This is a genomic window from Schaalia dentiphila ATCC 17982 (assembly GCF_000154225.1).
In the GTDB taxonomy this organism is placed as follows: Bacteria; Actinomycetota; Actinomycetes; order Actinomycetales; family Actinomycetaceae; genus Pauljensenia; species Pauljensenia dentiphila.
Genome location: NZ_DS264586.1, coordinates 98949 through 124832, shown reverse-complemented (window position 1 = coordinate 124832; position 25884 = coordinate 98949). Strand labels below are relative to the sequence as shown.

Annotated in this window: 22 protein-coding genes and 1 other RNA gene; 20 read left to right on the top strand and 3 right to left on the bottom strand. The window is 64.2% G+C overall.

The annotated features are described in order from the left end of the window. The first annotated feature begins 75 nt into the window (after window positions 1-75). The 16 genes from ACTODO_RS00500 (at window position 76) to ssrA (ending at window position 16200) form a co-directional block, all read left to right on the top strand. Window positions 76-1290 (top strand): TadA family conjugal transfer-associated ATPase, encoded by a 1215-nt coding sequence (locus tag ACTODO_RS00500; RefSeq protein WP_003790132.1) that lies wholly within the window; start codon window positions 76-78, stop codon window positions 1288-1290. Continuing rightward, window positions 1287-2153 (top strand): type II secretion system F family protein, encoded by an 867-nt coding sequence (locus ACTODO_RS00495; protein ID WP_034512531.1) that lies wholly within the window; start codon window positions 1287-1289, stop codon window positions 2151-2153. The genes ACTODO_RS00500 and ACTODO_RS00495 overlap by 4 nt, the downstream gene beginning before the upstream one ends. After that, entirely contained in the window at window positions 2150-3046 is an 897-nt protein-coding gene (locus ACTODO_RS00490) for a type II secretion system F family protein (RefSeq protein WP_003790129.1), read from the top strand. Before ACTODO_RS00495 ends, ACTODO_RS00490 begins: the two co-directional genes overlap by 4 nt. A gap of 15 nt (window positions 3047-3061) precedes the next feature. Continuing rightward, entirely contained in the window at window positions 3062-3232 is a 171-nt protein-coding gene (locus tag ACTODO_RS10830) for a membrane protein (protein WP_003790126.1), read from the top strand. Then, entirely contained in the window at window positions 3219-3593 is a 375-nt protein-coding gene (locus ACTODO_RS00480; protein WP_003790124.1) for a hypothetical protein, read from the top strand. Before ACTODO_RS10830 ends, ACTODO_RS00480 begins: the two co-directional genes overlap by 14 nt. After that, complete coding sequence (locus ACTODO_RS00475) at window positions 3590-3988, top strand: hypothetical protein (protein WP_003790122.1); 399 nt, start codon at window positions 3590-3592, stop codon at window positions 3986-3988. The genes ACTODO_RS00480 and ACTODO_RS00475 overlap by 4 nt, the downstream gene beginning before the upstream one ends. Beyond that, window positions 3981-4424 (top strand): hypothetical protein, encoded by a 444-nt coding sequence (locus ACTODO_RS00470; RefSeq protein WP_003790120.1) that lies wholly within the window; start codon window positions 3981-3983, stop codon window positions 4422-4424. Before ACTODO_RS00475 ends, ACTODO_RS00470 begins: the two co-directional genes overlap by 8 nt. 72 nt (window positions 4425-4496) lie before the next feature. Further along, window positions 4497-5858 (top strand): NADP-specific glutamate dehydrogenase, encoded by a 1362-nt coding sequence (gdhA, locus tag ACTODO_RS00465; RefSeq protein ID WP_003790117.1) that lies wholly within the window; start codon window positions 4497-4499, stop codon window positions 5856-5858. A gap of 136 nt (window positions 5859-5994) precedes the next feature. After that, window positions 5995-7116, top strand: a complete 1122-nt coding sequence (prfB, locus tag ACTODO_RS00460; RefSeq protein ID WP_003790115.1) for a peptide chain release factor 2 — start codon at window positions 5995-5997, stop codon at window positions 7114-7116. 192 nt (window positions 7117-7308) lie between these two features. After that, complete coding sequence (gene ftsE / locus ACTODO_RS00455) at window positions 7309-7998, top strand: cell division ATP-binding protein FtsE (protein WP_003790113.1); 690 nt, start codon at window positions 7309-7311, stop codon at window positions 7996-7998. Between the two features lie 5 nt (window positions 7999-8003). Further along, window positions 8004-8918 carry a permease-like cell division protein FtsX gene (gene ftsX, locus ACTODO_RS00450; RefSeq protein WP_003790110.1) on the top strand — a complete coding sequence of 305 codons (915 nt, stop codon included), beginning with the start codon at window positions 8004-8006 and terminating at the stop codon, window positions 8916-8918. A gap of 5 nt (window positions 8919-8923) precedes the next feature. Then, window positions 8924-10198 (top strand): peptidoglycan DD-metalloendopeptidase family protein, encoded by a 1275-nt coding sequence (locus ACTODO_RS00445; RefSeq protein WP_003790107.1) that lies wholly within the window; start codon window positions 8924-8926, stop codon window positions 10196-10198. A gap of 86 nt (window positions 10199-10284) precedes the next feature. Then, window positions 10285-10812 carry an SsrA-binding protein SmpB gene (smpB, locus tag ACTODO_RS00440; RefSeq protein ID WP_003790105.1) on the top strand — a complete coding sequence of 176 codons (528 nt, stop codon included), beginning with the start codon at window positions 10285-10287 and terminating at the stop codon, window positions 10810-10812. A gap of 18 nt (window positions 10813-10830) precedes the next feature. After that, a complete protein-coding gene (locus ACTODO_RS00435) occupies window positions 10831-13521 on the top strand; it encodes a YhgE/Pip domain-containing protein (protein WP_034511727.1) in 2691 nt (896 codons plus the stop codon). Continuing rightward, entirely contained in the window at window positions 13518-15722 is a 2205-nt protein-coding gene (locus tag ACTODO_RS00430) for a YhgE/Pip domain-containing protein (RefSeq protein ID WP_003790098.1), read from the top strand. The genes ACTODO_RS00435 and ACTODO_RS00430 overlap by 4 nt, the downstream gene beginning before the upstream one ends. A 100-nt stretch (window positions 15723-15822) precedes the next feature. Then, window positions 15823-16200: a transfer-messenger RNA gene (ssrA, locus tag ACTODO_RS10380) on the top strand. A 687-nt stretch (window positions 16201-16887) separates the two neighbouring features. On the opposite strand, the gene ACTODO_RS10695 is transcribed toward ssrA, so the two are convergent. Beyond that, window positions 16888-17670: a hypothetical protein gene (locus tag ACTODO_RS10695; RefSeq protein ID WP_131332737.1), complete on the bottom strand. Its 783-nt coding sequence runs from the start codon at window positions 17668-17670 to the stop codon at window positions 16888-16890. Then, window positions 17667-20378 carry a P-loop NTPase gene (locus ACTODO_RS00425; RefSeq protein WP_208853673.1) on the bottom strand — a complete coding sequence of 904 codons (2712 nt, stop codon included), beginning with the start codon at window positions 20376-20378 and terminating at the stop codon, window positions 17667-17669. The genes ACTODO_RS10695 and ACTODO_RS00425 overlap by 4 nt, the downstream gene beginning before the upstream one ends. 917 nt (window positions 20379-21295) lie before the next feature. Between ACTODO_RS00425 and ACTODO_RS00420 the strand changes: the two genes are divergently transcribed. The 4 genes from ACTODO_RS00420 to ACTODO_RS00405 all read left to right on the top strand — a co-directional run bounded on the left by ACTODO_RS00420 (window position 21296) and on the right by ACTODO_RS00405 (window position 24748). Then, window positions 21296-22972: an FAD-dependent oxidoreductase gene (locus tag ACTODO_RS00420; RefSeq protein ID WP_034511726.1), complete on the top strand. Its 1677-nt coding sequence runs from the start codon at window positions 21296-21298 to the stop codon at window positions 22970-22972. A gap of 217 nt (window positions 22973-23189) precedes the next feature. Then, on the top strand, window positions 23190-23369 hold the full coding sequence (locus ACTODO_RS00415) for a DUF8730 family Cys-rich protein (protein ID WP_034511724.1): 180 nt from the start codon (window positions 23190-23192) through the stop codon (window positions 23367-23369). Window positions 23370-23491: 122 nt separating this feature from the next. Continuing rightward, complete coding sequence (locus tag ACTODO_RS00410; protein WP_003790085.1) at window positions 23492-23851, top strand: hypothetical protein; 360 nt, start codon at window positions 23492-23494, stop codon at window positions 23849-23851. Window positions 23852-24145: 294 nt separating this feature from the next. After that, entirely contained in the window at window positions 24146-24748 is a 603-nt protein-coding gene (locus ACTODO_RS00405; protein ID WP_003790083.1) for a class I SAM-dependent methyltransferase, read from the top strand. Here ACTODO_RS00405 and ACTODO_RS00400 read toward each other — a convergent pair. Beyond that, entirely contained in the window at window positions 24732-25517 is a 786-nt protein-coding gene (locus ACTODO_RS00400; protein WP_003790081.1) for an alpha/beta fold hydrolase, read from the bottom strand. The genes ACTODO_RS00405 and ACTODO_RS00400 overlap by 17 nt on opposite strands. Window positions 25518-25884: the final 367 nt, after the last annotated feature.

Here is a 25884-nt window from a genome sequence, read left to right as displayed (position 1 = left end):
TGTGGGTTTGCTCCTTGCCGAAAAACTCTGTTACTTTTGACACATTGACCTGGTCTGTAGCAAGGAGGCGCAGCGATGGAAGCCACGACGCGCGCGCTCGCCGCACGGGTGCGTGAAGACTTAGCCGCGAGCGGAGTCGACGCGGCCCGAGATCCTCGATCCGTGCGTCTGCTCATTCACCGCGCCATCGACAGGTACGCGCCCGATCTGCTGCCCGCGGCCCGCGAGCAGGTCGAAGCGGACCTCATGGACGACATCTGCGGCTTGGGCCCGCTTCAGGCGCTCATGGATGATCCCTCGGTCGAGGAAATCTGGATCAATGCGGCCTCGCGCGTGTTCGTGGCCCGCGCGGGTGTCGCAGAGCTGACCAGCCTGATCCTCACGGACGAGGACGTGCGCGCCCTCGTCGAGCGCATGCTCCACCACTCCGGGCGCAGGCTCGATCTGTCCAGCCCCTTCGTGGATGCGATGCTCGCGGGTGGGGAACGCCTCCACGTCGTTATCCCTCCCGTCACGGGAACGTCGTGGAGCGTCAACATCCGCAAGCACATCCAGCGCGCCCGCACCTTGGACGACCTGGTCTCGGTCGATATGCTCGCCCCTCCGATGAGGGAATTTTTGGCGGCCGCCGTCTCCGTTGGGCTCTCTGTCCTCGTCTCGGGCGGCACGCAGGCCGGGAAGACGACGCTCCTGCGCGCCCTCGCGGGGGAGTTGCCCAGGTCGCGCCGCGTCATCTCCTGCGAGGAAGTCTTCGAGTTGGGCCTGGCTAACTGGGACCACGTCGCGATGCAGACACGCCCGGCCGGCGCGGAGGGGACGGGCGAGATAACGCTGCGTGACCTCGTGCGCGAATCGCTGCGTATGCGCCCCGAGTACCTGATCGTCGGCGAGGTCCGAGGCCCCGAAGCCCTCGACCTGCTAGTGGCCCTCAACGCGGGCGTGCCGGGCATGGCGACTGTGCACGCGAACTCGGCCCGCGAGGCCCTCGACAAGCTCTCGATCCTGCCGCTCTTGGCGGGGGAGAATGTGACGACGGGGTTCGTCACCCCGACCCTGGCCTCGTCCATCGATCTCGTGTGTCACGTCGAGCGCGGCGTGGACGGGCAGCGCCACGTCGCCGAGATCATGGCGGTCCCGGGGCGCGTCGAAGGAAATCGGATCGAGACAGCTACCCTCTTCCGCTTCGATGGGCGCCGGTGCGCACGAGGCGCGGGTGGCCTTGACCTGCACGACCGTTTTGCCGCCGCAGGATTCGACCTCGCGTCCCTTCTGGATTGGGGGCCGGCGTGATTGCGATCGTGTGCGGGCTCGTGTTCGGGATCGGCCTTGTTCTGGCCGTGTCCCCCTGGTTTACGCCGCCTCCGGCGTGGCGCCCGTGGGGGCCGTGGAAGCGCCTGCGCGAGGACGTGGCCCGCGCCCGCATCCCCGGATTGACGGCAGCGCGCCTCATCGCGCTGAGCCTCGGAGTCGGAAGCTTTGTCGCGCTCGCTATCTTGGCCGTCACGGGAGCTTGGCCCGTCGCCCTCATCGTCTCCGTCGGCGTTGCGTTCCTGCCCTACGCGTGGGTTGTTTCCCGCCTTGGCGCGCATGCGAAGACCGTTCGGGCCGCATGGCCCGAGGTCATCGACGCCATGGTGTCCGGCGTGCGTGCGGGCACGGCGCTGCCCCAGGTGCTCTGCGATCTGGCCGAGGAGGGGCCCGTCCCCGTGCGCTTCGCCTTCGAAGCCTTCTCGCGGGATTACAGCGCTAATGGCCGTTTCGAGCTCGCCCTGGACACGATGAAAGAGACGGTCGCCGACCCCGTCGCTGACCGCATCGTCGAGGCGCTGCGCATCGCCCGATCCGTCGGCGGGGCGGACCTGACCCGCCTGCTGCAAGACCTCGCCTCGCTCCTGCGCGAGGATGCGCGCGTGCGCGGAGAACTCGAGGCGCGTCAATCCTGGACCGTGGGCGCCGCCCGACTCGGCCTCGCTGCCCCCTGGGTCGTCCTACTTCTCCTGTCGGGAGGCGGGGCCAACGCACACGTGTGGAACTCGCCGGGCGGTGTCGCCGTCCTGTGCTCGGGGGCTGGCATCTGCGTCATCGCCTACCTGATCATGAAGGCCATGGGCCGCCTGAGCACCGACCCGAGGAACCTTGGGGGCGCGCGATGAATCCGTGGATTATGCGTGCCCTCGACCTGGCCGTCGCCCTCGTCGCCGGCGCGGGCCTCGTCCTCATCCTGGCCGCCGCCCTCGCACGCCGTCCCTCCTTCGTCGACCGCGTCGCGCAGGGGCGCGTGCAGGAGCACCCACCCTCCGCGCTCGTCGCGTGGGCGCGCCGCGTGAGCGCCTCAGCCCTCGATTCTCTCGGGTCCACGAGCGAATCCGTGGCCCGCAGGCTCTCCCTGGCCGGTATGAACCCGGACGTGTCCGTCTTCCGGCTGCGCCAGGCAGTCGCAGGGGTGGCAGGCCTCGTCGCCGCATGCGCCCTCGTCGCCGCGCGCCACGCTTCCTCCCTGCGGGCCTCTTTCATTCCCCTGTGCGCCTGCGCGCTCGTCGGCACCCTCCTTGGGGTCGCCGGCATGGACCGCTTCCTCACCATGCGCGCGAATGCCCGCCAGCGCGCGATTGACGCCTCTGTGCCCGACTGCTCGGAACTCCTCGCGCTCGCGGTGGCCGCCGGCGAGTCGATCCCGGCCGCCATCGAGCGCGTCGCCGGCTGCGCGGGAGGTCCCCTCGGGGTAGAGCTGTCGCTGACAGCCGGGCACATCCGCAACGGCACGCCCTCCGTGCGCGCACTCGCCGACCTCGTCGAGCGCACCGAATCCCCAGCCCTCACGCGCCTGAGTCGCACCCTCACCACGGCGATCGAGCGCGGCTCGCCCCTGGCCTCGGTCCTGCACGATCAGGCGCGGGACCAGCGCGAACGCTCTCTCGCCGCCCTCATGGAAGAGGGCGGGCGCCGCGAGATCGCGATGCTCCTGCCCGTCGTCTTCCTCATCCTGCCCGTCACCGTCATGTTCGCCCTCTACCCGGGGCTCATCGCCCTGGATTTCACCCCGTGAAGGAAGGAAACAGTCATGAAGAAACTCTTTCTCAGGAAGGCTCCCCTCGGGGAGCGCGGCGACGTGCCCGGGTGGGTCCTCATCACCCTCATGACGGCCGCGCTCGTCGTCCTCATCTGGGGTGTTGCCTCGGAGCGGCTCGTGGAGATCTTTAACCGTGCGATGGACTCGATTGCGGGCATCTGAGGAGGGATCCGAGGTCGTCTCGACGGTCCTCGTTCAGGGCCTCGTCGTCCTCGTCATCCTCCTGCTCCTTCAGCTGGCCTTCGCCTCGCATGTGCGCACGATGAGCGTGAGTGCTGCGTCCGAGGGCGCGCGCCGAGGCGGCCTCCTCGGAGGGGATGAGGACGAGGCCCGGGCGCGCACGGGCGAACTCCTCGACTCTCTCGTGGGGGCCGCGAAGGATCGCGAGATTGCCGTGGATCGCGAAAGCGACGGCGGTGTCGATGTCCTCACAGTCACCGTGCGCACACGCCTGCCGCTCGTCGGAGGACTTGGGCCGAGGTGGCTGACCGTGCGCGGGCGTGCCCTGGTGGAGGGGCCGTGAACGAGCGCGGAGATGCCAGCGTCGAATTCCTTGGGATTCTTGTCGTCGTCGTGATTCCAGTGCTCTACATCGTGCTCGCGATCGGCCAGGTGAGCGCCGGTGCGATGGCGGTGGACGCGGGGGCGCGCGAGGCTGCGCGTATCCTCGCCGAGGACCCGGAACGAACGGCCGACGCATCCCACGCCGTCACCCTCATCGTCGAGGATTTCGGCGTGAACGCGACCCCTGAGGTGGTGGCGACGTGCGAGAACTGCCAGGAGAGAGAAGGAGCTGTTGACGTGCGCGTGTCCGTGCAGGTGCCGCTGCCCTTCATGCCCGCCCGGCTCGGCGGGGTTGGCGTCGGTGTTTCCTCGAGCGCCCGCGCGCCCGTGCGGGAGGTGGTCGCCCGTGAGTGAAGGGGAGGAGGGGCGCGTCGGGATCCTCATGTGCGCGGGCTGCGCCTTCGTGTGCCTGCTGCTCGTCGTGTCGATCGCGCTCACCGAGGTCGCGATGCAGGACCGCCGCCTCGTGTCCTGCGCCGACGCCTTGGCCAGCGCCGGGGTGTCGGGAGCCTCTGCGTCCACGGTCTTCGCGGGAGGAAACCTCGGGGTTGACGAGGAGACGGCGAGCTCTCGCGTCGACCGTGCGCTCGCGGGTCTGTCGGACTCGACGTGCCGGGTCGGGGACGGGGTGAGCGTCTCCTGGGTCAGCGTGAGCAGCGGAGAGGTGGAGGTCGGCGTGAGGGCGCACCCCAGGGTCTCCCTCCTGCCTCCGGTGCTGCGCAGCGTGGTGGTTCCCGAGCTGGTGAGGACCTCGAGTGCGCGCCTGCGCGGGGTGCAGGGGCCACCCTAAAGTGGCGTCCGCGACGGTCACATCGTGGGACGGCGAGGGAAGGTTGAGTAAACGAAACGTAAACTTTAGGCCATGAGCAGCTTTGATACATCTCGTCTTTCCCCCGCGCTGGCCTCCGTTTTCGAATCCGTCCAGCGCCGCGACCCCGCCCAGGCCGAGTTCCACCAGGCCGTCTACGAGGTCCTCCTGACCATCGCCCCCCTCGCTGAGCGTCACCCCGAATACGCCGACCTGGCCATCATCGACCGCATCGTCGAGCCCGAGCGCCAGATCCAGTTCCGCGTCCCGTGGGCCGACGACAAGGGCAACATCCATGTGAACCGCGGCTTCCGCGTCGAGTACAATTCCGCCCTCGGCCCCTACAAGGGTGGCCTGCGCTTCCACCCCTCCGTGAACCTGTCGATCATCAAGTTCCTCGGCTTCGAGCAGATCTTCAAGAACGCCCTCACCGGCCTGCCCATGGGCGGCGGCAAGGGCGGCGCGGACTTCGACCCCAAGGGCAAGTCCGACGCCGAGGTCATGCGTTTTTGCCAGTCCTTCATGACTGAGCTCTCCCGCCACATCGGCCCCGACACTGACGTGCCCGCCGGCGACATTGGCGTGGGCGGCCGCGAGATCGGCTACATGTTCGGCCAGTACAAGCGCCTCAAGAACCGCTTCGACGCGGGTGTCCTGACGGGCAAGGGCCTGTCCTGGGGCGGCTCCTACGTGCGCACCGAGGCCACCGGCTACGGCCTCGTCTACTTCGCTGCCGAAATGCTCGCCGCGAAGGGCACTAGCTTCGATGGCAAGCGCGTCGTGGTCTCCGGCTCGGGTAACGTCGCGATTTACGCGACCGAGAAGGCTCAGCAGCTGGGCGCGACCGTCGTCGCTGTGTCCGACTCCTCCGGCTACGTCGTGGACGAGGCCGGCATCGACGTCGCGCTGCTCAAGGACATCAAGGAGGTGCGTCGTGGACGCGTCTCCGACTACGCGGCCGAGCGCCCCGGCGCCGTCTTCGTGGCCGACGGCTCCATCTGGGATGTCCCCTGTGACGTTGCGCTGCCCTGCGCGACCCAGAATGAGCTGCCCCTGTCCGGCGTCGAGACCCTCATCAAGAACGGCGTCCAGCTGGTCGCCGAGGGCGCGAACATGCCCACGACCCCCGAGGCGATCGAAGCCCTGCAGGCCGCCGGCGTTGCCTACGCCCCCGGCAAGGCCTCGAACGCTGGTGGCGTGGCCACCTCCGGCCTCGAGATGCAGCAGAACTCCGGCCGCACCCAGTGGCCTTTCGAGGAGACCGACGCGAAGCTTCACCAGATCATGGTCGACATCCACGCGACCACCGTCGCCACCGCCGAGGAATACGGCGTCGCGGGCGACTACGTGGCGGGCGCGAACCTGGCGGGCTTCCGCAAGGTGGCTGACGCGATGATCGCGATGGGTCTCATCTGATCTTCTCTCTTTCGGTGCCCCGGCGTCCTGTGTGGCGTCGGGGCACCGTCGTATCTGAGGCCGGCGCCGGAGTAAACCCCGCCACCGTCGCCCCTTAGCGTTCCTCGTTGGGCTTCCTATCCGCTACCCTGGGTGCGTGGCCATTGAATTTTCTGAAGAGATCCCGTCCCTGCGCACCACGATGGAGAACATCATCGCGGTCGTGCAGCCGGACAAGCTGCGCGAGCAGATCGTCGAGCTGAACGAGAAGGCGGCAGCGCCCGACCTGTGGGACGACCCGAGCGCCGCCCAGGCCGTCACGAGCGCTCTCAGCCACCGTCAGAGCGAGCTGGACCGCATCACGCAGATGAGCGAGCGCATCGACGACCTGGAGGCCATGGTGGACATGGCCGCCGAGGACCCGGATGAGGGCGCTGACATCCTCGCCGAGGCCGAGGCTGACCTGGAGAAGCTGCGTAAGGACCTGGGTGATCTGGAGATCCGCACGCTGCTGGACGGCGAGTACGACGAGCGCAACGCCGTCATCACGATCCGAAGCGGCGCGGGCGGCGTGGACGCCGCCGACTTCGCCGAGATCCTCCTGCGCATGTACCTGCGCTGGGCGGAGCGTCACGGTTATCCGACGAAGGTTATGGACACCTCCTACGCGGAAGAGGCCGGCCTGAAGTCGGCGACCTTCGAGGTTCAGGCGCCCTACGCCTACGGCACGCTGAGCGTCGAGGCCGGCACCCACCGCCTCGTGCGTATCAGCCCCTTCGACAATCAGGGCCGCCGCCAGACGTCGTTCGCGGCCGTCGAGGTCATCCCCCTCATCGAGACGACTGACCACATCGAGATCCCCGAGTCCGAGCTGAAGGTGGACGTCTTCCGCTCCTCGGGCCCCGGCGGCCAGTCCGTGAACACGACCGACTCGGCCGTGCGCATGACCCACATCCCCACGGGCATCGTCGTGTCCATGCAGGATGAGAAGTCCCAGATCCAGAACCGTGCGGCCGCCCTGCGAGTCCTGCAGTCCCGCCTCCTCGTGCTGCGTCACGAGGAAGAGCAGGCGAAGAAGAAGGAGCTCGCCGGCGACGTCAAGGCGTCGTGGGGCGACCAGATGCGCTCGTACGTGCTCCAGCCGTATCAGATGGTCAAGGACCTGCGCACCGAGTACGAGTCCGGAAACCCCCAGTCCGTCTTCGACGGCGACATCGACGGCTTCATCAACGCCGGAATTCGCTGGCGCAAGAACGAGCAGAAGGCAGCTCAGGACTGAGCGACGCCCATACGCACTACCCGGCCCCGGCCTCGTCGATTCATGAACGAGGCTGGGGCCGGGTAGCGTGTCCAAGTGTCCCCAGGTGGAGGGCTGAGCGCCACACCGCCTGTTTTCCGCGTGTCGTAGCCGGGCCGTGACCCGATCGTTACCTAATCTGACAGGGACTATTGACCCCGATCGGACGGTCCCATGATTCGTTTTGAAGATGTCACCATGGTGTACACGCCAGGTGCCCAGCCCGCGCTGGACCACGTCTCGCTGGAGGTGGAACGCGAAGAATTCGTGTTCCTCGTCGGCAAGTCAGGTTCCGGTAAATCCACGTTCCTGCAGCTCGTCATGCGCGAAATAAAGGCGACCAGCGGGAAGGTGTGGGTGCTCGGCAAGGACGTGTCCAAGTTGTCCACGTGGGCGGTTCCAAAGCTGCGCCGTCAGATCGGCACGGTCTTCCAGGACTTCCGACTGCTGCCCTCCAAGACCGTGTACGAGAACGTCGCTCTGGCCATGCAGGTCATCGGCAAGCCTCGCCACGCGATCGAGACGGCCGTCCCGGACGCCCTCGAGCTGGTGGGCCTGTCCGGCAAGGAATCGCGCCTGCCACACGAGCTGTCCGGCGGTGAGGAACAGCGTGTCGCGATCGCGCGCGCCATGGTGAACCGTCCCGAGCTGCTGCTCGCGGACGAGCCCACCGGCAACCTTGACCCGGAGACGTCGCTGGGCATCATGCGTCTCCTCGACCGAATCAATCGCACGGGCACGACCGTCGTCATGGCTACCCACGACGCGGACATCGTGAACCAGATGCGTAAGCGCGTCATCGAGCTCGCCAGCGGCGACGTCGTGCGCGACCAGAACCGCGGCGTCTACGGGGCCGGGAGGTAAGACCAGTGAAGCTTCGTTTTATTCTGTCCGAGGTCGGCAAGGGCCTGTCGCGTAACCGCGCGATGAGCGTCGCCGTCATCCTCGTGACCTTCGTGTCCCTCCTTTTCGTGGGCATCGCGGGCCTGACCCAGATGCAGGTGTCCAAGATGAAGTCGGAGTGGTACGACAAGATCGAGGTCACGATCTACATGTGCGCCATCAACGACGCGGCCGCGAACTGTAACGCAACCGAGGCGACCGACGCGCAGATCGACGCCGTGCGCCAGAAGCTGGCGTCCGCCGAGATGACCCCCTACGTGGCCAACGTGTACGAGGAGACGAAGGAAGAGGCATACGAGAACTTCCAGCGTCTCAACGGCAACAACGCCCTGACCCAGTGGACCACTCCGGAGATGCTCCAGTTCGCGTTCCGCATCAAGCTGGTCAATCCCGAGCAGTACTCGGTGGTCAAGGAGGAGTTCTCCGGGACCGCGGGCGTGTCCGAGGTGCGCGACCAGCGTGAGGTCGTCGAGCCGCTGTTCCGCGTGCTGGGTGCCGCCCGCACGGCTGCGCTGGGCCTCGGTGCGATCATGGTCGTCGCCGCGATCCTGCTGATCTCGACGACGATCCGCCTGAGCGCCATGAGCCGTGAGCAGGAAACCCAGATCATGCGTTACGTGGGTGCCTCGAACCTGTTCATTCAGGCCCCCTTCATGATCGAGGGCGCGCTCGCCGCGCTGGTGGGCGCCGCCTTCGCGATCGGCACCCTGTTCGCGGGCGTGCACTTCATCGTCCAGGGGTGGATGGCCCCGTCCTTCCGCTGGACGAACTTTATCGGCATGGGCGAGGTCGCGATCATGACGCCGATCCTCGTCCTGGCGGCCGTGGCGCTGGCGGTTATTGCCTCGGCCTTCTCGCTCGCGAAGTACACGAAGGCGTGAGTCTCATGTCCCTCTCCTCGCATCGTCCCGGTCGTCGCGCGCTGCGCGCCGGTGCGCTGGCCCTCGCAATCGCCTCGTTTGCGGCGATGAGCCAGGCCCTGCCCGCGCGTGCCGACGATGAGCGCGACGCCGCCGCGAACGCGGCCGCCGAGGCCGAGGCGACGGTCAACGCCCTGCAGTCGCAGCTGGAGGGCATCGACGCGTCGCTCGCCCAGGTGTTCATCGACCTGCAGGCGCTCAACGGGCAGATCCCGGTGGCTCAGGCCGCCTACGAGAGCGCGACCGCGACGTATGACCAGAAGACCCGTGAACACGCGACGATCATGGGTGAGCTGAGCGCCGCTCAGGGCGAGCAGAGCCGCATCGGTCAGTCGCTGAACCAGGCGACCACGCAGGCCGACGACGCACAGCGCGCGATCGCTGACCTCGTGCGTCGCAAGTACCGCGAAGGCAACGTCGACCCGGTCGCCGTCGCCCTGACGGCGGGCGGCACCGAGTCGATCACCGACCGTGCGGCGGCGGCCGATATGGCGCTGCGCACGGAGAGCCAGACGATGACGGCCGCGCTGGACGTGTCCTCGTCCCAGCGCACCCAGGCCACGCGCCAGGACGCCATCACGGAGCGTATCGCCGACCTTGAGGTCAAGGCCGCGCAGGCTGAGGAGGAGGCCAAGCAAGCCAAGAACGAGGCCGACGCCAAGCTCACCGAGCTCAACAGCCTCAAGGAGCAGGCTCAGGCCAAGCAGGCCGAGTGGGACGCCCAGAAGGGCCAGGTCGAGGCCTCCCTCAGCCAGGCGGAAGCCGACTACCAGGCGCGCAGCGCCGAGCTGGCGGCTATCGACGCGGCGAACCGCGCGTCGGGCGCCTCCTACGTGTCGGCCTCGGGCTTCCGTAACCCCCTCGACATTCCGATCGTGGTCACCTCCCCGTTCGGCATGCGCTACCACCCCGTGCTGGGCGTCATGAAGGGCCACTCGGGCACCGACATGGCCGCTGACTGTGGCACGATCATCCGCGCCGTGGCCTCGGGCTATGTGAACGCCGTGTCCTCCGATGTGTCGGCAGGCAACTACGTGGATATCAACCACGGCCTCGTCGGCGGCAACTCCGTCATCACCGAATACCTGCACATGCAGGCGCAGTACGTGTCCCCGGGCCAGTACGTGAACGCGGGCGACGCGCTGGGCGAGGTCGGCTCGACCGGCTACGCGACGGGCTGCCACCTGCATTTTGGTGTTCTTCAGAACGGAAGTTATGTTGAACCGATGGATTATTTGTAATCCGCGTTAGGATGGACCCTCGTAGCGATTTCGCTGCGGGGGTCTTTCCGCATGGTGTGCGGACAACGAGTCTGAAAGGAGGCAGCATGCCCAAGGAATGGAAGAAGCCCAAGCCCACGGAGGGGCAGCGTGCCAAGGCTGCCTCCGACGCGAAGAAGACGATCGCCCGTAACAAGAAGGCGCGCCACGACTACACGATCGAAGACACGTGGGAGGCCGGCCTGGCCCTCATGGGCACCGAGGTGAAGGCGCTGCGCATGGGCCGCGCATCCCTCGTCGATGCCTGGGTCGAGATCAACGGGGGAGAGGCCTGGCTCTACGGCGCGAATATTCCGCTGTACTCGCAGGGCTCGTGGACGAACCACGCGCCTACGCGCAAGCGCAAGCTGCTGCTGCACCGCGCGGAGATCGACCGCATGCAGGACCGCGTGGCTGCGAAGGGCTACACGATCGTGCCCCTGGAGCTGTACTTCATCGGTGGCCGCGTCAAGGTCGAAATCGCCCTGGCCAAGGGCAAGCAGGAATGGGATAAGCGTCAGGCCCTGCGCGAGAAGCAGGATCAGCGCGAGGCCGAGCGCGCGATGCGCCGCTACGTGAAGCAGGCCCGCAGGTAAGGGAAAGAAGGCGATTGCGTGCGAGGTTTCGTCAGGATCTTTCGTCGTGATCTTCTGAGGCTGGTGCGTGTGCCGGCCGCGTGGATTGTCATCATCGGTATGGCGTTCGTGCCCGCGCTTTACGCGTGGTTCAACATCGTCGGGTTCTGGGACCCGTACTCGCAGACCTCCCACATTCGTGTCGCCGTCGCGAACGAGGACGAGGGCGCGACCAAGGACCAGATCGGCACCGTGAACGTCGGTGCGATGCTCGAGACTCAGCTCAAGCAAAACGATCAGCTGGGCTGGCACTTCGTGAGCGCCGATGAGGCGCGCGCCGAGGTGGAACGCGGGGACTCCTACGCGGCCTTCGTCATCCCGGCGTCTTTTTCGCGTGACCTGACGGGCATCGTTGACGGCACGTACGTCAAGCCGAACATCCAGTATTACGTTAACGAGAAGAACAACGCGGTGGCCCCGAAGATTACGGGGGCGGGCGCGACGGCGCTGGACCGTCAGATCAACTCCGCCTTCGTTTCGACGGTGGCGAAGGTGCTGTCGGAGAAGGCGTCCGAGGCCGGGGTCAGTATCGCGAACGACGCTGACCAGAAGCGTTCGGATGTGTCCGCGTCGGTGTCAGAGGCCTCGGCCAAGCTGGGCAGCGCCTCCCAGACCCTGGACGGCATGGGGGAGAAGATCGACGCGGCGAAGGCCTCGGTGGCCTCGGCTCGCACGACCCTCAGCGATCTGGACGCGGCCGTCTCGGAGATGTCGACGTCCCTGGACCAGGCGGACCAGCTGGTGAGCGACTCGCGCACGTCGCTCGGATCCTTCTCGAGCCAGATGGGCGGGGCCCTCGACGGCCTGTCCTCGAACGCGGCGAGCGCTCTGGCGGGAGTGTCCGCGAACGCGGGAACCCTCGACGGCGCTGTGCAGGGCGCCTCCGGGCGCGTGGGTGGCCTGCTCACTGAGGGCACGTCGATCAACGACTCGGTGGGCGACGTGCTGGCGGAGCTGAATGCCCTGGGGATCGGGAACCTGCCCGCCGCGGGCACGGCACTGACCGACCTGACGAATCAGAACGCCGCGCTGTCGACGGCCCTGGGCAGCCTGACGACCCTCAACTCCGACCTGTCGGCCACGTCCACGTCGATTTCGAACGCGCTGACGTCAGCCTCCGACGCATCTGCGGCCGTGTCGGCCTCGGTCACGAACGCGCGCAGCGGAGTGTCCGCCCAGCTGCCCGCGATCTCATCGGCGCTCGATGACTTCTCGCGCGCGTCCTCGTCGATGCGTGGCTCGCTGGACACGCTGCGCAGTCAGCGCGAGCAGGTGTCGGGCCTGCTCGACCAGCTCGATTCCCTCTTGGACGGGGCGAAGACGGCGACCCAGACCAGCTCGACGAATGTCGCCGCGATCAAGACCGACCTGAACTCGGTGGCGACGGACATTTCGTCCCTGTCCTCCTCGAACACGCTGCGCGCCCTCGCGGACTCCCTTGGGGTCAACGCAGAATCGATCGCCTCCTTCATGGCCTCGCCGACGCAGATCGAGACGAAGGCCGTGTACCCCGTGGCCGCCTACGGTTCGGCGATGGCCCCGCTGTTCACGAACCTGGCTCTGTGGATCGGCGCGTTCTCGCTCGTCCTCCTCCTGAAGCTCGATGTGGATGAGGAGGGCATCGGCCCCACGTCCTCTGCCGCCAAGTACATGGGCCGGTGGATGCTTCTCGCCTTCTTCGGGGTCATTCAGGGGCTCGTTGTGTCGATCGGCGACCTGATTATCGGCGTGCAGACGGTGTCGCGTCCGGCGTTCGTGGGGACGGCGATGATCATCTCGCTGGTGTTTGTGTCGATCGTCTACATGCTCTCCACGTGCTTCCAGCACATCGGCAAGGGCCTGTGCGTCATCATCATGGTCATGCAGATTCCCGGGTCTGCCGGCCTGTATCCGATCGAGATGCTGCCGTCCTTCTTCCGCTTCCTGCACCCGCTGTTCCCCTTCACCTACGGCATTAACGCGCTGCGTGAAATCGTCGGGGGATTCTACGGGCACACGTACCTCGCCTGCCTGGCCGTTCTCGGTGCCGAGGCGCTGGTTGCCTTCGCGATCGGCCTCGCGCTGCGCCCGTTCTTGGTGAACTTGAACGCGATGGTCACCCGCGACCTGGCTTCCTCTGGCCTCTTTCTGGCCGAGGCCACGCGCGTCCCCTCCAACCGCTATCGCCTGAGCCAGATCGTGGCGGCCCTGGCCGATCACGACGGCTTCCAGCGCTCGGTGAGCGGCCGTGCCGCGCGTTTCGAGCGTCGTTACCCGACGATCCGCCGCGCCGCGATCATTCTCGGGGTTATCGTTCCGGTGACTCTGGCCGTCCTGTCGGTCGCGAATGTCGCGGAGGTGCCGATCGTGCTGGGCGCCTGGATCGTCTGGGTTCTCCTCGTCATCACGTTCCTGATCGGCCTGCAGTACGTGCGCGAGGCCTTGGTGCGTCAGCAGCTCCTCGGCGCCATGGACGAGGGGGACGTGCGCTCGCTGCTCACCCGCCGCGTGCAGGGCGCGCGCTCGCGTATCGCGCTGGGTGCTGCCGCTGTGGGTGCGTCGATCTCGTCGGCGCTGGCGTCCTCCCTCGGTGAGCGCGGGGGAGAGGACGCGGACGAGGCTGCCCCCGACCTCGTCGATGAGGCTGTCGCGGGCGACGCGTCGGAGGCGGCGAAGGGAGAAGAACAGTGAGGACCATCTGGGCCATCTACCGCGCCGATCTGCGCCGCGCGCATCGTTCCCTGATCGCCAGCGTCGTCGTCTTCGGACTGGTCGTCATTCCGTCGCTGTTCACGTGGTTCAACGTGGCGGCGTCGTGGGACCCGTTCGGGAACACGAAGAGCCTGCGCATCGCGATTGCGAACACGGACGCGGGCTACAAGTCAGACTTGGTGCCGCTGCACGTCAACATTGGCGATTCCGTGGTGTCCGCGCTGCGCAAGAACGACAACTTCGACTGGGTCATCGCGTCCGAGGACGAGGCGGTCGAGGGGACGCGCTCGGGCGAGTACTACGCGGCCATCGTCATCCCGTCGGACTTTTCGCGCGAGATGCTCACCTTCTTCGACGGGGGAGCATCCTCCGCGCCGATGACGTACTACGTCAACGAGAAGAAGAACGGTATTTCGCCGAAGATCGCGGGCCAGGGTGCCGAGGCCGTGAGTGCCCAGGTGAATCAGATCTTCGTTCAGACCCTCTCCGAGGTCGCCCTCGATACGGCAACGTCGGTCGGGAGTGCGCTGTCGTCGCCCACAGCCGTCAACACGGTGACGGCGCTCGATAACCGCGTGCAGACCGTCGCCTCGCGCCTGCGCACGGCGGCGGACAGCGCGGACGCGTACGCGTCGCTCGTGGGTTCCTCGGTGACGCTCATCGACTCGACGGCCACGCTCGTGGACGGGCTGGGGAGCGCGAAGGGACCTGCGCAGTCCGCAGTCTCGAGTGCACAGGCGGGGGCCAGCGGCCTCGGATCCGCTGCATCGGCTGCGGTCTCCTCGGTGTCCGATGCGATCTCCTCCTCCCAGTCCTCGCTGTCCTCCCTGTCGAGTGCCGTCGAGAGCGTGTACGCGAACGGCTCGACGAGCGCGTCGGACGCGGCCTCCACGCTGCGTTCGCAGGCCTCCGTGCTGGACACGCAGGCGACCAGCTTCGCGTCGATCAAGACGACGCTCGGGGCGCTGCCGGGCTCGCCCGTTTCCCAGTCCTCGCTGGACCGCCTGCAGGCGGCCTCCGACCGGCTGACCGAGGTTGCGAACGGGCTGCGCGCCGCCGCCTCTGAGCTGGACTCCAAGGTTGCGAATGCCGAAGCTGGGCACGCGACGGTCAACGGCCTGATCGCCCAGGCGCGCTCCGCGGTCGACGGGCTGTCCTCCGACTACGAGAACAACCTGCGGCCCCAGCTTGAATCGCTGGCTGCCACCCTGGCCTCGGCCCAGTCGTCCCTGAGCGCCGCGCGAACGTCCCTGGAGGGCGCGACGTCCACTGCCTCGAACGGTAGCGGGAGTGCGCGCGAGGGGCTGACCCAGCTGCGCGACAATCTGATGGGCGCGGCCACGAGCCTGCGCGAGGCGGCCGGAAAGCTCGACTCCCTGCACTCCTCGATCAGTGAGGCGCTTGCCAGTGGAGACCTGACGACGCTGGGAACGATCATCGGGAATAATCCCGAGGCCCTGGCTGCGGCCATCGCGGCGCCCGTGGGCGTGGAGAAGACTCCCGTTTACCCGGTCGCGAACTTCGGCTCCCAGATGGCGCCCTTGTACACGATCCTGGCGCTGTGGGTGGGCTCCATCCTGATGGTCGTGTCGCTGCGCTCGGACGTCACGGACTTCAATGTTGCTGAAGGCCTGCCCGAGGGCGACCCGCTGCGCGCGACCCTGACGGCTAAGCCCGTCGGCTTGGCCGCCGGATACCTGGGGCGCTACATGATCTTCGGGACGATCGCGCTCGCCCAGGCGACCCTGGTGGGACTGGGTGACCTGTACTTCTTGAAGGTCCAGCATGCTCATCCGTTGCAGTTCATGGGCACCCTGTGGCTGACGGCCGTCGTGTTCTCTTTCCTGCTCTACACGCTTATTGCGACGTTCGGGAACGCGGGCAAGGCCCTGGGCGTGCTGCTCCTGGTCCTGCAGATTTCGGGCGCCGGGGGAGCCTTCCCGCTGGCGATCCTGCCGTCCTTCTACTCGTCGATTTCGCCGTTCCTACCGGCCACGCACGCGATCACGGCGCTGCGCGCGTCGATCGCGGGGTACGCGGGGCATGAGTACGCGGACGCCATGTGGTTCTTGGCTTCCTTCATCCTGTTTGCCGCGTTCCTGGGGCTGGCGCTGCGCCCGCTGCTCGTGCGCAAGAACCGCCGCATGGTCGAGAAGCTGGAGTCCACGAAGCTGCTCTGAGGTTTCGGTTTTTCCCTTGACGGGCGGGGGCTGCAGGCGTAAACTGATGTGTCCGACGGTCTGCGGTTTCGTAGGGTGTCGGTGGGTTGAAAACTCAAGAGGGGATGATCGGTTTCGACAGTGGTCGTCGATCGAAGTGAAGCGAGCCGAGAATGTGCGCTCAACTCGTTAACGATGCGTGCAAACCAATAGGTGCCGAACAGAATCGCACCGACTACGTTCTCGCTGCCTGATATCGCAGCCTGAACCTTTAGTCCGTCAGCCCGGGAGTTGCTTCCGGCCCGGTGTCTGGCGTCGTCTAGGGAGCCACTGGGAGTCGCCCATGTTGGTGGGGCGCCTCCGACACTTAATCAACTGAGCCCATCCAGCGGTGTGTCTGCGCAATGCTGGGGGCTGAGAAATAAAACCGTAGACTGCGCTCGGAGAAGAATTCGGGGCCGGCCACTGGACGGGGGTTCGATTCCCCCCATCTCCACAACAAAAACCGCATGATTCTGCGGTAAATCGGGACATGCTTCGGTGCGTGACACACGTGCGTGACACACACCAAGGCATGTCCCGTCTTTATGCTCTGCGCTACTAGCCCGGTGCCATGTATGTGTCAATAGCTCCCTACGTCGAAGTGGGTGGTGTGTATACACCACAACCTTGTGTCGAAGCGCAACTGTCGGATCGCCCAGCGGATCGCCCGCGCCCCCAGACGTGCCCTGGGTGCGCACACCCTCTCGCTATGCTCCAGGAACGTCACCGTCTGGCAGGTGCGTTCGCGGCACATCCAGCGTCGTTTATTCCACCGGATTGGCGCCGGAACCACGGCCCAGGGCACGTTGATCACCTCTATCACCACACGCCCGTGACCTTGAGCGATCACCCCACAACCCGGACAGCCGCCACAGCAATCGCATAACTCTATGTCGAGCACCAGACCACACTCACGCCGAGCGACAGCAACCAGATGGAAAACCTCCAAGTCAACGAGCAGATCACACCGATCACAACGACCAAGCGATACAGAGCAGCAGGTAGGGTGAGACACCGCCCAAGGTCCTTGGTGACAATGGGGGAGAGAGAAGTCCGCTCATCATCAAAGACCTTACCCGCCCCCCCCGACCAACATGCGGTCACCCACACTCAACTCGGAAGAGCCCTGTTATTCGGCCTGAAGCTATGGAGTGGTTGCGATTTGAAACATCTGTTCGACGCGGTCAAGGAAAGCGTCCCCACTTAGTGACGGCGCGACCTCTGCGACAGAATAGGCGAGCAATAAAACTCCCATAGCTTGCGGCTTTCCAAATAGCCCAAACGAATCGAGAACATCCGAATAAGGCACGGGCAGTGGGGTACGCGCCGATAGGATTTCCTGAACGCAATAGTCGGCGGTACCTGTATAGGGGTCAGTGCGTGGGGGTTGAATCTCCAGGCGCTTTTCGACCAGCCGAATCATCCGCGATTGGTTGTTGGGTGTGAAGTGAAGTCCGAGGTCGGAAACGACCTGTGCGAAAATGGTGCGCGTATCAACGGCTAGGTCGTCACGCCAGCGTGCCGCACGGGATTGATCTTGGGAAACCCAAGTGGCGACTGATGCCAGCTCGTCAAGAGCTTCTCTCATCTTAGAGGCTAAACTAACCGCTGCGCTCTGCGGTGAATGCTCCCTTCTCCTCCATACCTGTGCCTCTCGGACTACATTCTCGTTACCGGAATGCTGGGCTGCTGTTCGAAGAACGTACAGGAGGTACCGCGCTTTCTTGACTCTAGGCATTCCCTTGTGCGTCTTGAGGGAGGATATGTCCCTCGAAAGTTCCTCGTAAAGGAACTTGTAGTAAGCGGTGACAAGGACATCAAATTCTGCATCTGTCGTGCATTGTGGGTGGAGATCCGGCGCATCAATCAACAGGGGTGAGCCTGTTGCTATCAGACGAGCTGCCGATAGTTTTTCCAGCGCATTCATCGTAGTCCAGAGTGCTTTCGGTAGACGGAGCGCGGTTCGGCAACGGGTCCGCGGGAGAGCTTGAAGCCGATATGGAAAGGCGGGAGTTGTTGGTTGCGCGAAAAGACACCGTTTACACTAAAGAGTCTCGGCTCAAACTTTACACGAGTGCCTAGTTCATTCACCCAGACCTGCCCGGACCTCATGTCGGACATCTCAACTCGACCGGTGTAGATCTCAGGTTTACCGGACTTGTCTGCGAGGAGGTATGCGGTATAGATTCGTTTGGAAAGCTGTCGGGTCAGGTCGCCCACCTCGCGGAAGAGACGTTGTGCCTCGGAGAAGTTGCCGCTCACAAACTCCGCGATCGCCCTAACGAACAAGAATCGGTAGCCGTCTGGCATATCTGCATGTTCGAGTGTGGAGGCTAGCTCTGCGATCTTGAGCAGCGCGGTGTCGGATAGGTGGAGGGGAACACGATCGCCTAGGAGCAGTCTGCTTCCCGTGAGTTCCTTCCAGGTGAGGTCGATCAAGAGCTGAGCGCATCGCCAGTCAGTCTTCGTCTGTGTAGGAACCTGGCGAAGGCGTGCTAGCGCTTTGGCCTCGCCAGCCGGACCCTCCTTAGCGTCAAACTGCGCCAGAAAGTAGGTCGCAGCAGGACTTGTGTTCAACTCCAACTTCTGCAAGTAGTCCCACACTGCTTCGTCGTCCTGGAGTAGCCCGCTGAGTTCGCGCCCGCGCCTGTCCAAATTAGCAAGGTCTCGCTGATTCAGAGAGCCCCTGTCAACAGATTCGAGGATTGCAACGGCGTTCGCGAGGCTGTCGATACGCTCCGCTGGAGTCAGAGCGCCCGAATTAACCGCATCCCGAGTCGCCCAAGCAAGCACGTCGACTGGGTAGACGTTTCTGGGATCGACTGCTCGTGCGTCACGGACTGCTGTTAGTACATCATCGAGTCGCTCCCGAAGGCCCAGTCCTTCACTTCCCCGATCTTTGTTTGTGTACTCGTGGATGATAGCTCCGAGGGTCGACGCAAGTTCGACAGAGAGGGAAAGCCGTATCAAGCCTCGGGTCCTCGGATCGGCAAGTACTTCGTCCAGCAACTCGCGATTGTACTCTAATACAGCGACTCTATCTGCAGTGCTGCCCTGCTGTTCCTGCTGTTCCTGCTGCTGGTAGTAAACGAACCCGCGCGTGAAATTCGATTCTTGGAGTACCAAACGAGGGTGTGCGCTTCCCACCTCCTCCCGGCGATCGCCAAGTGCATCAGCGATTTCTGCAAAGTGCTCCTTATACTTTCCAGAGTTGTCGGAACTTGGGCCTATGCGTTCGAGCAGCTTTACGAGGAACTCGACCTCATCAGTGGCGCCCGGCCAGCCATCGGTTATCCGAGCGCTCCTGATGGCCTCGATGATTACTTCAACCTCTACTGCGAGTGGAATCTCGTGCCGAGCAATTAGCTGTGCCTCTAGTTGAGACCTCGCGCCGAGGGAGAACTCTCCGTTCTCCTCGGTGATTTCACGTATGATGTCAGAGGATACAATTGCTTCTCGGACACCCTGAAATCCTTCCCTTCCCAGGATGCGCAGTGCGAGGTCAATCGGAACAGGTATGCCGTGCTGACCTGCCACTAGAACAAGGGTGGTAACACGCTGAATCGGGGCGCGCTCAGCGAATGACTGTTCTTTGATGCTCTCAAGCTCTGAACCAGCCGGGAGTAGATTGTCAAGTGATAGCCCAGCCGCCTGAAAGGCTATCTGTATGGCATTGAGAGGCTGATCCGCATCGGTCGCACTGTTTCGTTCGCGTTCGCGCGCGAATCGGGCCATAGCCTGCTCCGCCGAACGCAATTCCTTCGATAGGCCCGAACGCAACTGCCGTTCAGTATCGGGTAAAAAACGGTAAAGGAATGCCAAGAAATTCGGGTCCAGCGCCTGCTGGCTAACTTCGATGCCAAAGCTTGCCAGTAACCTAACGAGTTGTGCTGACTCCGCTGCACTAAGCTCGATTGGTGCCTTGACAAGGATGGAAGAATCGCGCTGAGTCTTGTATGCCGACCCGACGATGAGGACCTTTCTTCCGCGAGCGTGAAGCTGTCTGGAGAGGCCCTCGTACTCAGCGGGCTCAAGCATACCATCCCAGACGAGTACAGTTGCCTCTGCGCCATGCTCGTCGGCCCATGCAGCATACATATCGATGTCGTCGACAGCGGGCCGGGCCGTCCTGCGAGATTGGTGGAGCACGGCAACTTTGCCGGCGCGGGCTAAATCCATCGCCATTGCTGCTAGCGCAACGCTTTTGCCGGTAGCTGTTTGGCCCGACAATACAATTGGCGATGGCAGGTCGCGATCCTTGAGTTCGCAGCGTACCCGCTCGATCAATTCTTCTTCGAAGTTCCGTCGGAGATTCATCTGCGCGGCTATTCCCCTCCAGTGGGGAACGCCGTCGGTTGCGCCGAGAAAACTCCGAAACTCTTGATAACGGGCAGCGTGTGAATTTAGGAGTGGCGGGGTCAGTAACTCAAGATCGACCGGCCGAGCGGAACGGCGGACTTGGTTCCAAGTGTGGATATCGATCTCGACAAAACCATCGCCTAGAGGAATGATGTGTTGTGAGCGGGTGTCTGCGGAGGCTGCAGTTGCGGCACCCGCTTCGACTATTGCTGAAAGCGTCGTTTCTAAGCTCTCGGTGTGGAGTACCAGATGACCGCTTTTTGCTATCGAACTCACGAATGGATCGGACGCCATGTCTCCGGCAGAGAAAAGGTGAGCCTGCCCAGGACCCAGCAATCCGAGAATAGGGCCTAAACTGTCACTAGTGAGCCGCCCCCCCGCCTTCCATCCCTCGATAATCACGCTGCCTCGGGGAGTGATCGTCTCGGTCACTAGTCGTGTGAGTTCCTGGTTGCTCCTTTGGCGAGCAATTGCCTCGTCCACCTCAGACGTCGGTGGATGCGAAGATTCTGGCAAGTGTGTCCCGCCAAACAAATAGCGAACCTCGAGATCTGATTGGCTCCGAGATGGGGTTCGATCCATTGCGCCAAGGGAGGTGCTTACGCGGGACTCGTTGGCGAAAGCCTCAGCGACAGCGGGGCTGGTTGCTGTTGTATAGATGCCGTTCCAGTGGTAATTTCGCGCGACTGGACCGAGCAAATCCAGGCCTTGGTCGCCGAGAAGGAGAAATGAGGGACCACTCGCCAGTTGAGTAGCAACCTGACGTAGAGGGCGGGACAGGTTACTCATGGTGGTCCTCCAGGTGGTGTTCGTCATCAGCTTGACAATTGCTTTGGACTTTACCATGTAGGGCAGCCTATTGGGGCACGCTTCGGATCCTCCGGTCTCGATTAGGTTTCCGTACGATTCGCATACCTGAACTCGGCTGGTGTTTGAAAGCGCATGTTCTGGCACTGTATTTCGGTTCGAGTTGAACTTGGATAGAGGTCTACGTCGTGAAGAGCTTCTGAGGATAGGGATGGCTCAGTGAACTACTCGGAACTGTGTATCTTGCTGTCATACACAATATGTTCGCGTTGTTGTAGGCGTGCGATTCCTATTGATCCAATCAATACCCTCAGGGGGTATTGTTGGCAGTGTTGGAGTTGTTGGAGTCGGCATTCTGTCGCTCAATAGTGGAAAGTGAGCCGCACATGCGAGTAGTAGTCGTTGGAGGAGTCGCGGGTGGCATGAGCGCGGCGGCCCGCCTGCGCAGGCGCGACGAGGGTGCCGAGATCATCGTGTTCGAGCGCAGCAAGTACGTGTCCTTCGCGAACTGCGGACTCCCGTACTACGTCGGCGGCGAAATCGAAGACCCCGCCAAGCTCCTCCTCCACACCCCGCACACCCTCAAGGCGGCGCTCAACCTCGACGTGCGCATCAACTCCGAGGTCACGGCGATCGACCCCGGAGCGCACATCGTCCAGGTCGCCAACACGGAGACGGGCGAGGCCTATACGCTCACCTACGACCACCTGATTCTCTCCCCGGGAGCCCTCGCGAGCCGGCCCCCGATTGACGGCCTTGACTCCCCGCGCGTACACACTCTGCGCACGGTCGACGATGCCCTCGCTCTGCGCGAGGCATCGGGCACCCGCGCCATCGTGCTCGGTGCCGGCTTCATCGGTATTGAGGCCGCCGAGGCCCTCGCCGCTCGCGGTTTCGAAACCCACCTCCTCGAGCTCGCCGAGCACGTCCTGCCGCCGCTCGAGGTCGAGATGGCCACGCTGGTCACGCAGGAGCTGCGCGGCCTCGGCGTGCACGTCCACGTGGGCGTCGCCGCCCAGTCCATTACCCGCGGCGACGACCATGACTCCGTGACGCTGTCCGACGGCACAGAGCTGGACGCCGACCTCATCGTCCTGTCGACCGGCGTCCGCCCCGACACCACCTTCGCCGAGGTCGCGGGCATCGAGACCAGCCGCGGCTACATCCTCGTTGACGAGCATGGGCGTACGAGCGCCGACGACGTCTATGCAGTCGGTGATGGCACGATCGGCCGCGACCACGACCGCCCCGTCGCCCTGGCCGGACCCGCGAACCGCGGGGGACGCCTCGTCGCCGACGCGATCGCCGACGCCGAACACAGTGAGCAAACCGCGCGCCCCATCCCGAGCCCCCAAGGAACGGCCATAGTCCGGATTGGGAGCCTCACCGCCGCCATGACCGGCGCTAACCGTCAGACGCTCGATGCCTCGGGTATTCAGTACTTCACGGTGCACACACACGCTAATCAGCACGCAGGCTATTTCCCCGGTGCCCAGCCTGTGCACATCCTCATGCACGTGGGTGCCGGTGGGCAGATCCTCGGCGCACAAGCCGTGGGCGCCGACGGTGTGGACCGCCGCATCGACGTCATCGTGACCGCCATGCGAGCGGGCCTGAAGGCGACGGACCTCATAGACCTGGACCTCGCCTACGCGCCGCCCTACGGTCAGGCCAAGGATCCCGTCAACCAGACCGGCATGGTCGCCCACAATGTGCTGATCGGCGGGCTCGTCCTCACCGGCCCAGACGCCCTGACCGAGGACATGCCGGTCCTTGACGTGCGTACGCCGGGCGAGTACGCTGCCGGACACATGCCCAACTCCCTGAACATTCCCCACACGCAGCTGCGCGACCGCCTCGGTGAGGTTCAGGCTTGGGTCGACGAGAGCGTCGGAGACCAGCCCTTCGTTGTCATGTGCGCCGCGGGTGTACGTTCCTGGATCGGCTACCGCATCGTGCGCCACGCGGGCTTCAACGTCACCATGCTGTCGGGCGGCATCCAAACACTGCGAGCGTGGCTCGGTGAGAGGGCCGATGCTGTGCTGGTCACGGGGGAGGGATAAGCCTGATGATTTCGGCATCGCAAACGACCCCGCGCCGGAGCCTAAAGCAGTAGAATTTCTTGTCAAAACCGAGAGCATAATGATCGATATAACCGAGCACTCGGTCCTCCGACTGGCCTCATCCGACGGAGTAATCCGCCTGAGGAGGGGGGAAGCTCGAAACACCATGCAGCGGATCCGCTGACGGATCCGAGGCACAACAATGAAGGAGGCAATCATGTGTCGACCCACCACCTGCGAGGTATGCGGAAAGACCACCTGGAAGGGCTGCGGCAAGCACATCGACTCGGTGAAGGAGAAGGTTCCCGCAAATCAGTGGTGCGATAAGGACCATTCCGACGAGGAGTACGCCGCCGCCGAGAAGAAGCGTGGTTTCTTCGGCAGCTTCTGCAAGTAGGCGTCACCCCTCTGGTAGCGTTGCGCGCGCCGTGACGCTGGTTCATGTACGCCCATTTCGCGGCCCGCACAGTGGACGTGTCAAAGTGCTTTTTATTCATGCGACGCGGCTATCATTGAGTCATGAGGTGGACGACAAAATCAACGTGGATTCGTATCGCCGTGCTGTTCGGCATCTACCTGCTGGTGCCGGCGGCGTGGTTTAGTCTCTCGCGCGTCTCGGACTCGATGGAGATCGTGAAGAGCCTCGTGTTCCTGATCCTGCTCGCGATCCTTCCGGTACTCGCGATGGGCTTTGGCGCTTGGGACGGCGTGAAGGAGGGCCTTAGCCTCCTGTGGCTGCTCGCACCCTTCGTGTGTTTCCTGGCGCCGATGTACCTGTTTCTCAATGACAGTGCACTCATCTACGGGGTGGGCTATAGCCTCCTTGGCTTCGCGGCCCATAGCGTCGGTGCTTTTATCCACGCGCGCCGAGCGCGGTAGGTGGAGCTGGATATAGGCCGAGTCGCACGCAGGGGGTGTGGCACGCAGGGGTAACTACGCGGATAGGTTACGAACATGCGGATAGGTTATGACGATGCGGATAGCTTATTAACCTATCCGCAAGTGAATAACCTATCCGTATCCGCATAACCTATCCGCGAGCGCCTTCGTGGTTCTGTTCCTGTGCACAGAACCCCTTTCCGCCCCGGCATCTCCTACGCAGGCGTATCATGTCCAGCAGCGCGAAGCAGCGTCGGCCTCGTGCGATGCATGGGAATACGGAGGTGTTCAGCATTGTTCTGGGATCGAGTTGCCCCGCTCTACGACTTCGCCGTCAACGCGCTCAACAGGAGGGTGTACGACGGGACGGGCGGTGCCGTTGCACGGTTGATTCGCCCCGGTGACACCGTGCTCGAATGTGCGTGCGGAACGGGCGCGATTAGCGCCGCCATCGCCCCCGCATGCGCGCGTGTGGTCGCGACCGACTATTCCGAGGGGATGCTCAAGCAGGCACGCAAGAAGCTCGCGAAACACTCGAACGTCACCGTCGAGCAGGCGGATATCACCGATTTGCGCTACGCGAACGACTCGTTCGACGCCGTCGTGGCGGGCAACGTCATCCACTTGCTGCCTGAACCGGGCGACGCGCTCAAGGAACTCAAGCGGGTCGTGCGCCCGGGTGGCACGATCATCGTCCCCACCTACGTGATTCCCAAGAAGCGGGCGCACACCATGTTCCTGAGGGTGATCTCCCGATTCGGCGTGCACTTCCAGGAGCACTTCGACCCGGTGTCATACCGGGCCTTCTTTGAGCGTATGGGCTGCATGGGCGTCACCTACTGCGTCGTGCGAGGTCGAATTCCCTGCGTGATCGCCTCCTTCACGAACGATCAGTAGATGCTGAGCCCAGGGCGATGTTCCGCAGCATCGCCCCGTAGGCGACCGAGTCGCGGCTCATTCGCTCACAGTGCCCCGAGCCTGGCCAGACGCGCAGCTCGGCCTGCGGATAGAGGCGTGGGATCACGCGGCGCGCGAGCCGCAGGTCCGAGTCTTTGTCCCCGTACGCGAAGGTGCAGCGCCGCTGGGTGGTGGGGGAGAGGGGCGGCAGGCTGACGTGGGAGCAGTCGTGCACGATCGCGCGGACGCTGTCCTCGCTCATCGCCGCGAAACTCGAGGCCATCGCACGAGCAGCCTCCTCGCCGTAGAGGCGCGCGAGCTTGCGTGCCCCCGCCTCGGGGTCGCGGACGGCCTTCCGGTGCTTCGCAACCATCACGCGGCTGAGAATGGAGCCGCCGACTCGGGCCACGGGACCGCCCGAGTAGAAGCTCACGCCTTCAATGAACAGCCGATCAAACGAGAGGTCCGGGAAACGGAGCAGTTCGAACAGGATGACACCGCCGAGCGACGCCCCAAAACCCAGAGACAGACGCGACAAGCCGCGGGACGCCAGCCACTCGTGGATCGACGCTGCCTCCGATGCTGCCGACACGTAGGGGGCCGAGGCCTCGTCCCCGTGGGCGGACAGGTCCGGCACGAGGAAGCGCAGTCCTGGACCCATGTGATCGCAGAGTGTGGCCTTCATACTCGAGGCCGAGGACAGCATTGGGTGAATGATAAGGATGGTGGGCGTCTCTTCCTCGCCAGGCTCGTAGACGTGCATCTTCATAGCGTTGCTCCGTGCAAGTCGCCGGGCGCGTCGCTGCGCCCCCTGAACTTAGCTGACCCTCGGATGTTAGCATCCGCTCATTCAGAAATGCCTGGGGGCTATCTACTAGCTAGTGCCCTCACGCGGCTGCATGACTCGGCGAGAGTTGTTGCGTAACTTATCTTTCTGTGGCATTGTTGACCCGTGCAGCCCTTTGGCGCAATGTGGCCCAAATAGACTGATTGGTTAGGCAGTTGCCTATTTTTTTCGTGTCGGTCCTGCGGTTGGGATTCTATTCAAGGCTGTTTTTCAGTGTTCTAAATACATGTCTGTCCATATTGCTCGACATGGCAAGGATATTGGCAGGTGTGGCTACTTGGAAGGAAGC

Excerpts from the sequence above, each read along its gene's own strand:
- ACTODO_RS00500 (WP_003790132.1), top strand. The coding sequence starts at position 76 with ATGGAAGCCACGACGCGCGCGCTCGCCGCACGGGTGCGTGAAGACTTA.
- ACTODO_RS00490 (WP_003790129.1), top strand. The coding sequence starts at position 2,150 with ATGAATCCGTGGATTATGCGTGCCCTCGACCTGGCCGTCGCCCTCGTC.
- ACTODO_RS10830 (WP_003790126.1), top strand. The coding sequence starts at position 3,062 with ATGAAGAAACTCTTTCTCAGGAAGGCTCCCCTCGGGGAGCGCGGCGAC.
- gdhA (WP_003790117.1), top strand. The coding sequence starts at position 4,497 with ATGAGCAGCTTTGATACATCTCGTCTTTCCCCCGCGCTGGCCTCCGTT.
- ftsE (WP_003790113.1), top strand. The coding sequence starts at position 7,309 with ATGATTCGTTTTGAAGATGTCACCATGGTGTACACGCCAGGTGCCCAG.
- ACTODO_RS00445 (WP_003790107.1), top strand. The coding sequence starts at position 8,924 with ATGTCCCTCTCCTCGCATCGTCCCGGTCGTCGCGCGCTGCGCGCCGGT.
- smpB (WP_003790105.1), top strand. The coding sequence starts at position 10,285 with ATGCCCAAGGAATGGAAGAAGCCCAAGCCCACGGAGGGGCAGCGTGCC.
- ACTODO_RS10695 (WP_131332737.1), bottom strand. The coding sequence starts at position 17,670 with ATGAATGCGCTGGAAAAACTATCGGCAGCTCGTCTGATAGCAACAGGC.
- ACTODO_RS00420 (WP_034511726.1), top strand. The coding sequence starts at position 21,296 with ATGCGAGTAGTAGTCGTTGGAGGAGTCGCGGGTGGCATGAGCGCGGCG.
- ACTODO_RS00415 (WP_034511724.1), top strand. The coding sequence starts at position 23,190 with ATGTGTCGACCCACCACCTGCGAGGTATGCGGAAAGACCACCTGGAAG.
- ACTODO_RS00410 (WP_003790085.1), top strand. The coding sequence starts at position 23,492 with ATGAGGTGGACGACAAAATCAACGTGGATTCGTATCGCCGTGCTGTTC.
- ACTODO_RS00400 (WP_003790081.1), bottom strand. The coding sequence starts at position 25,517 with ATGAAGATGCACGTCTACGAGCCTGGCGAGGAAGAGACGCCCACCATC.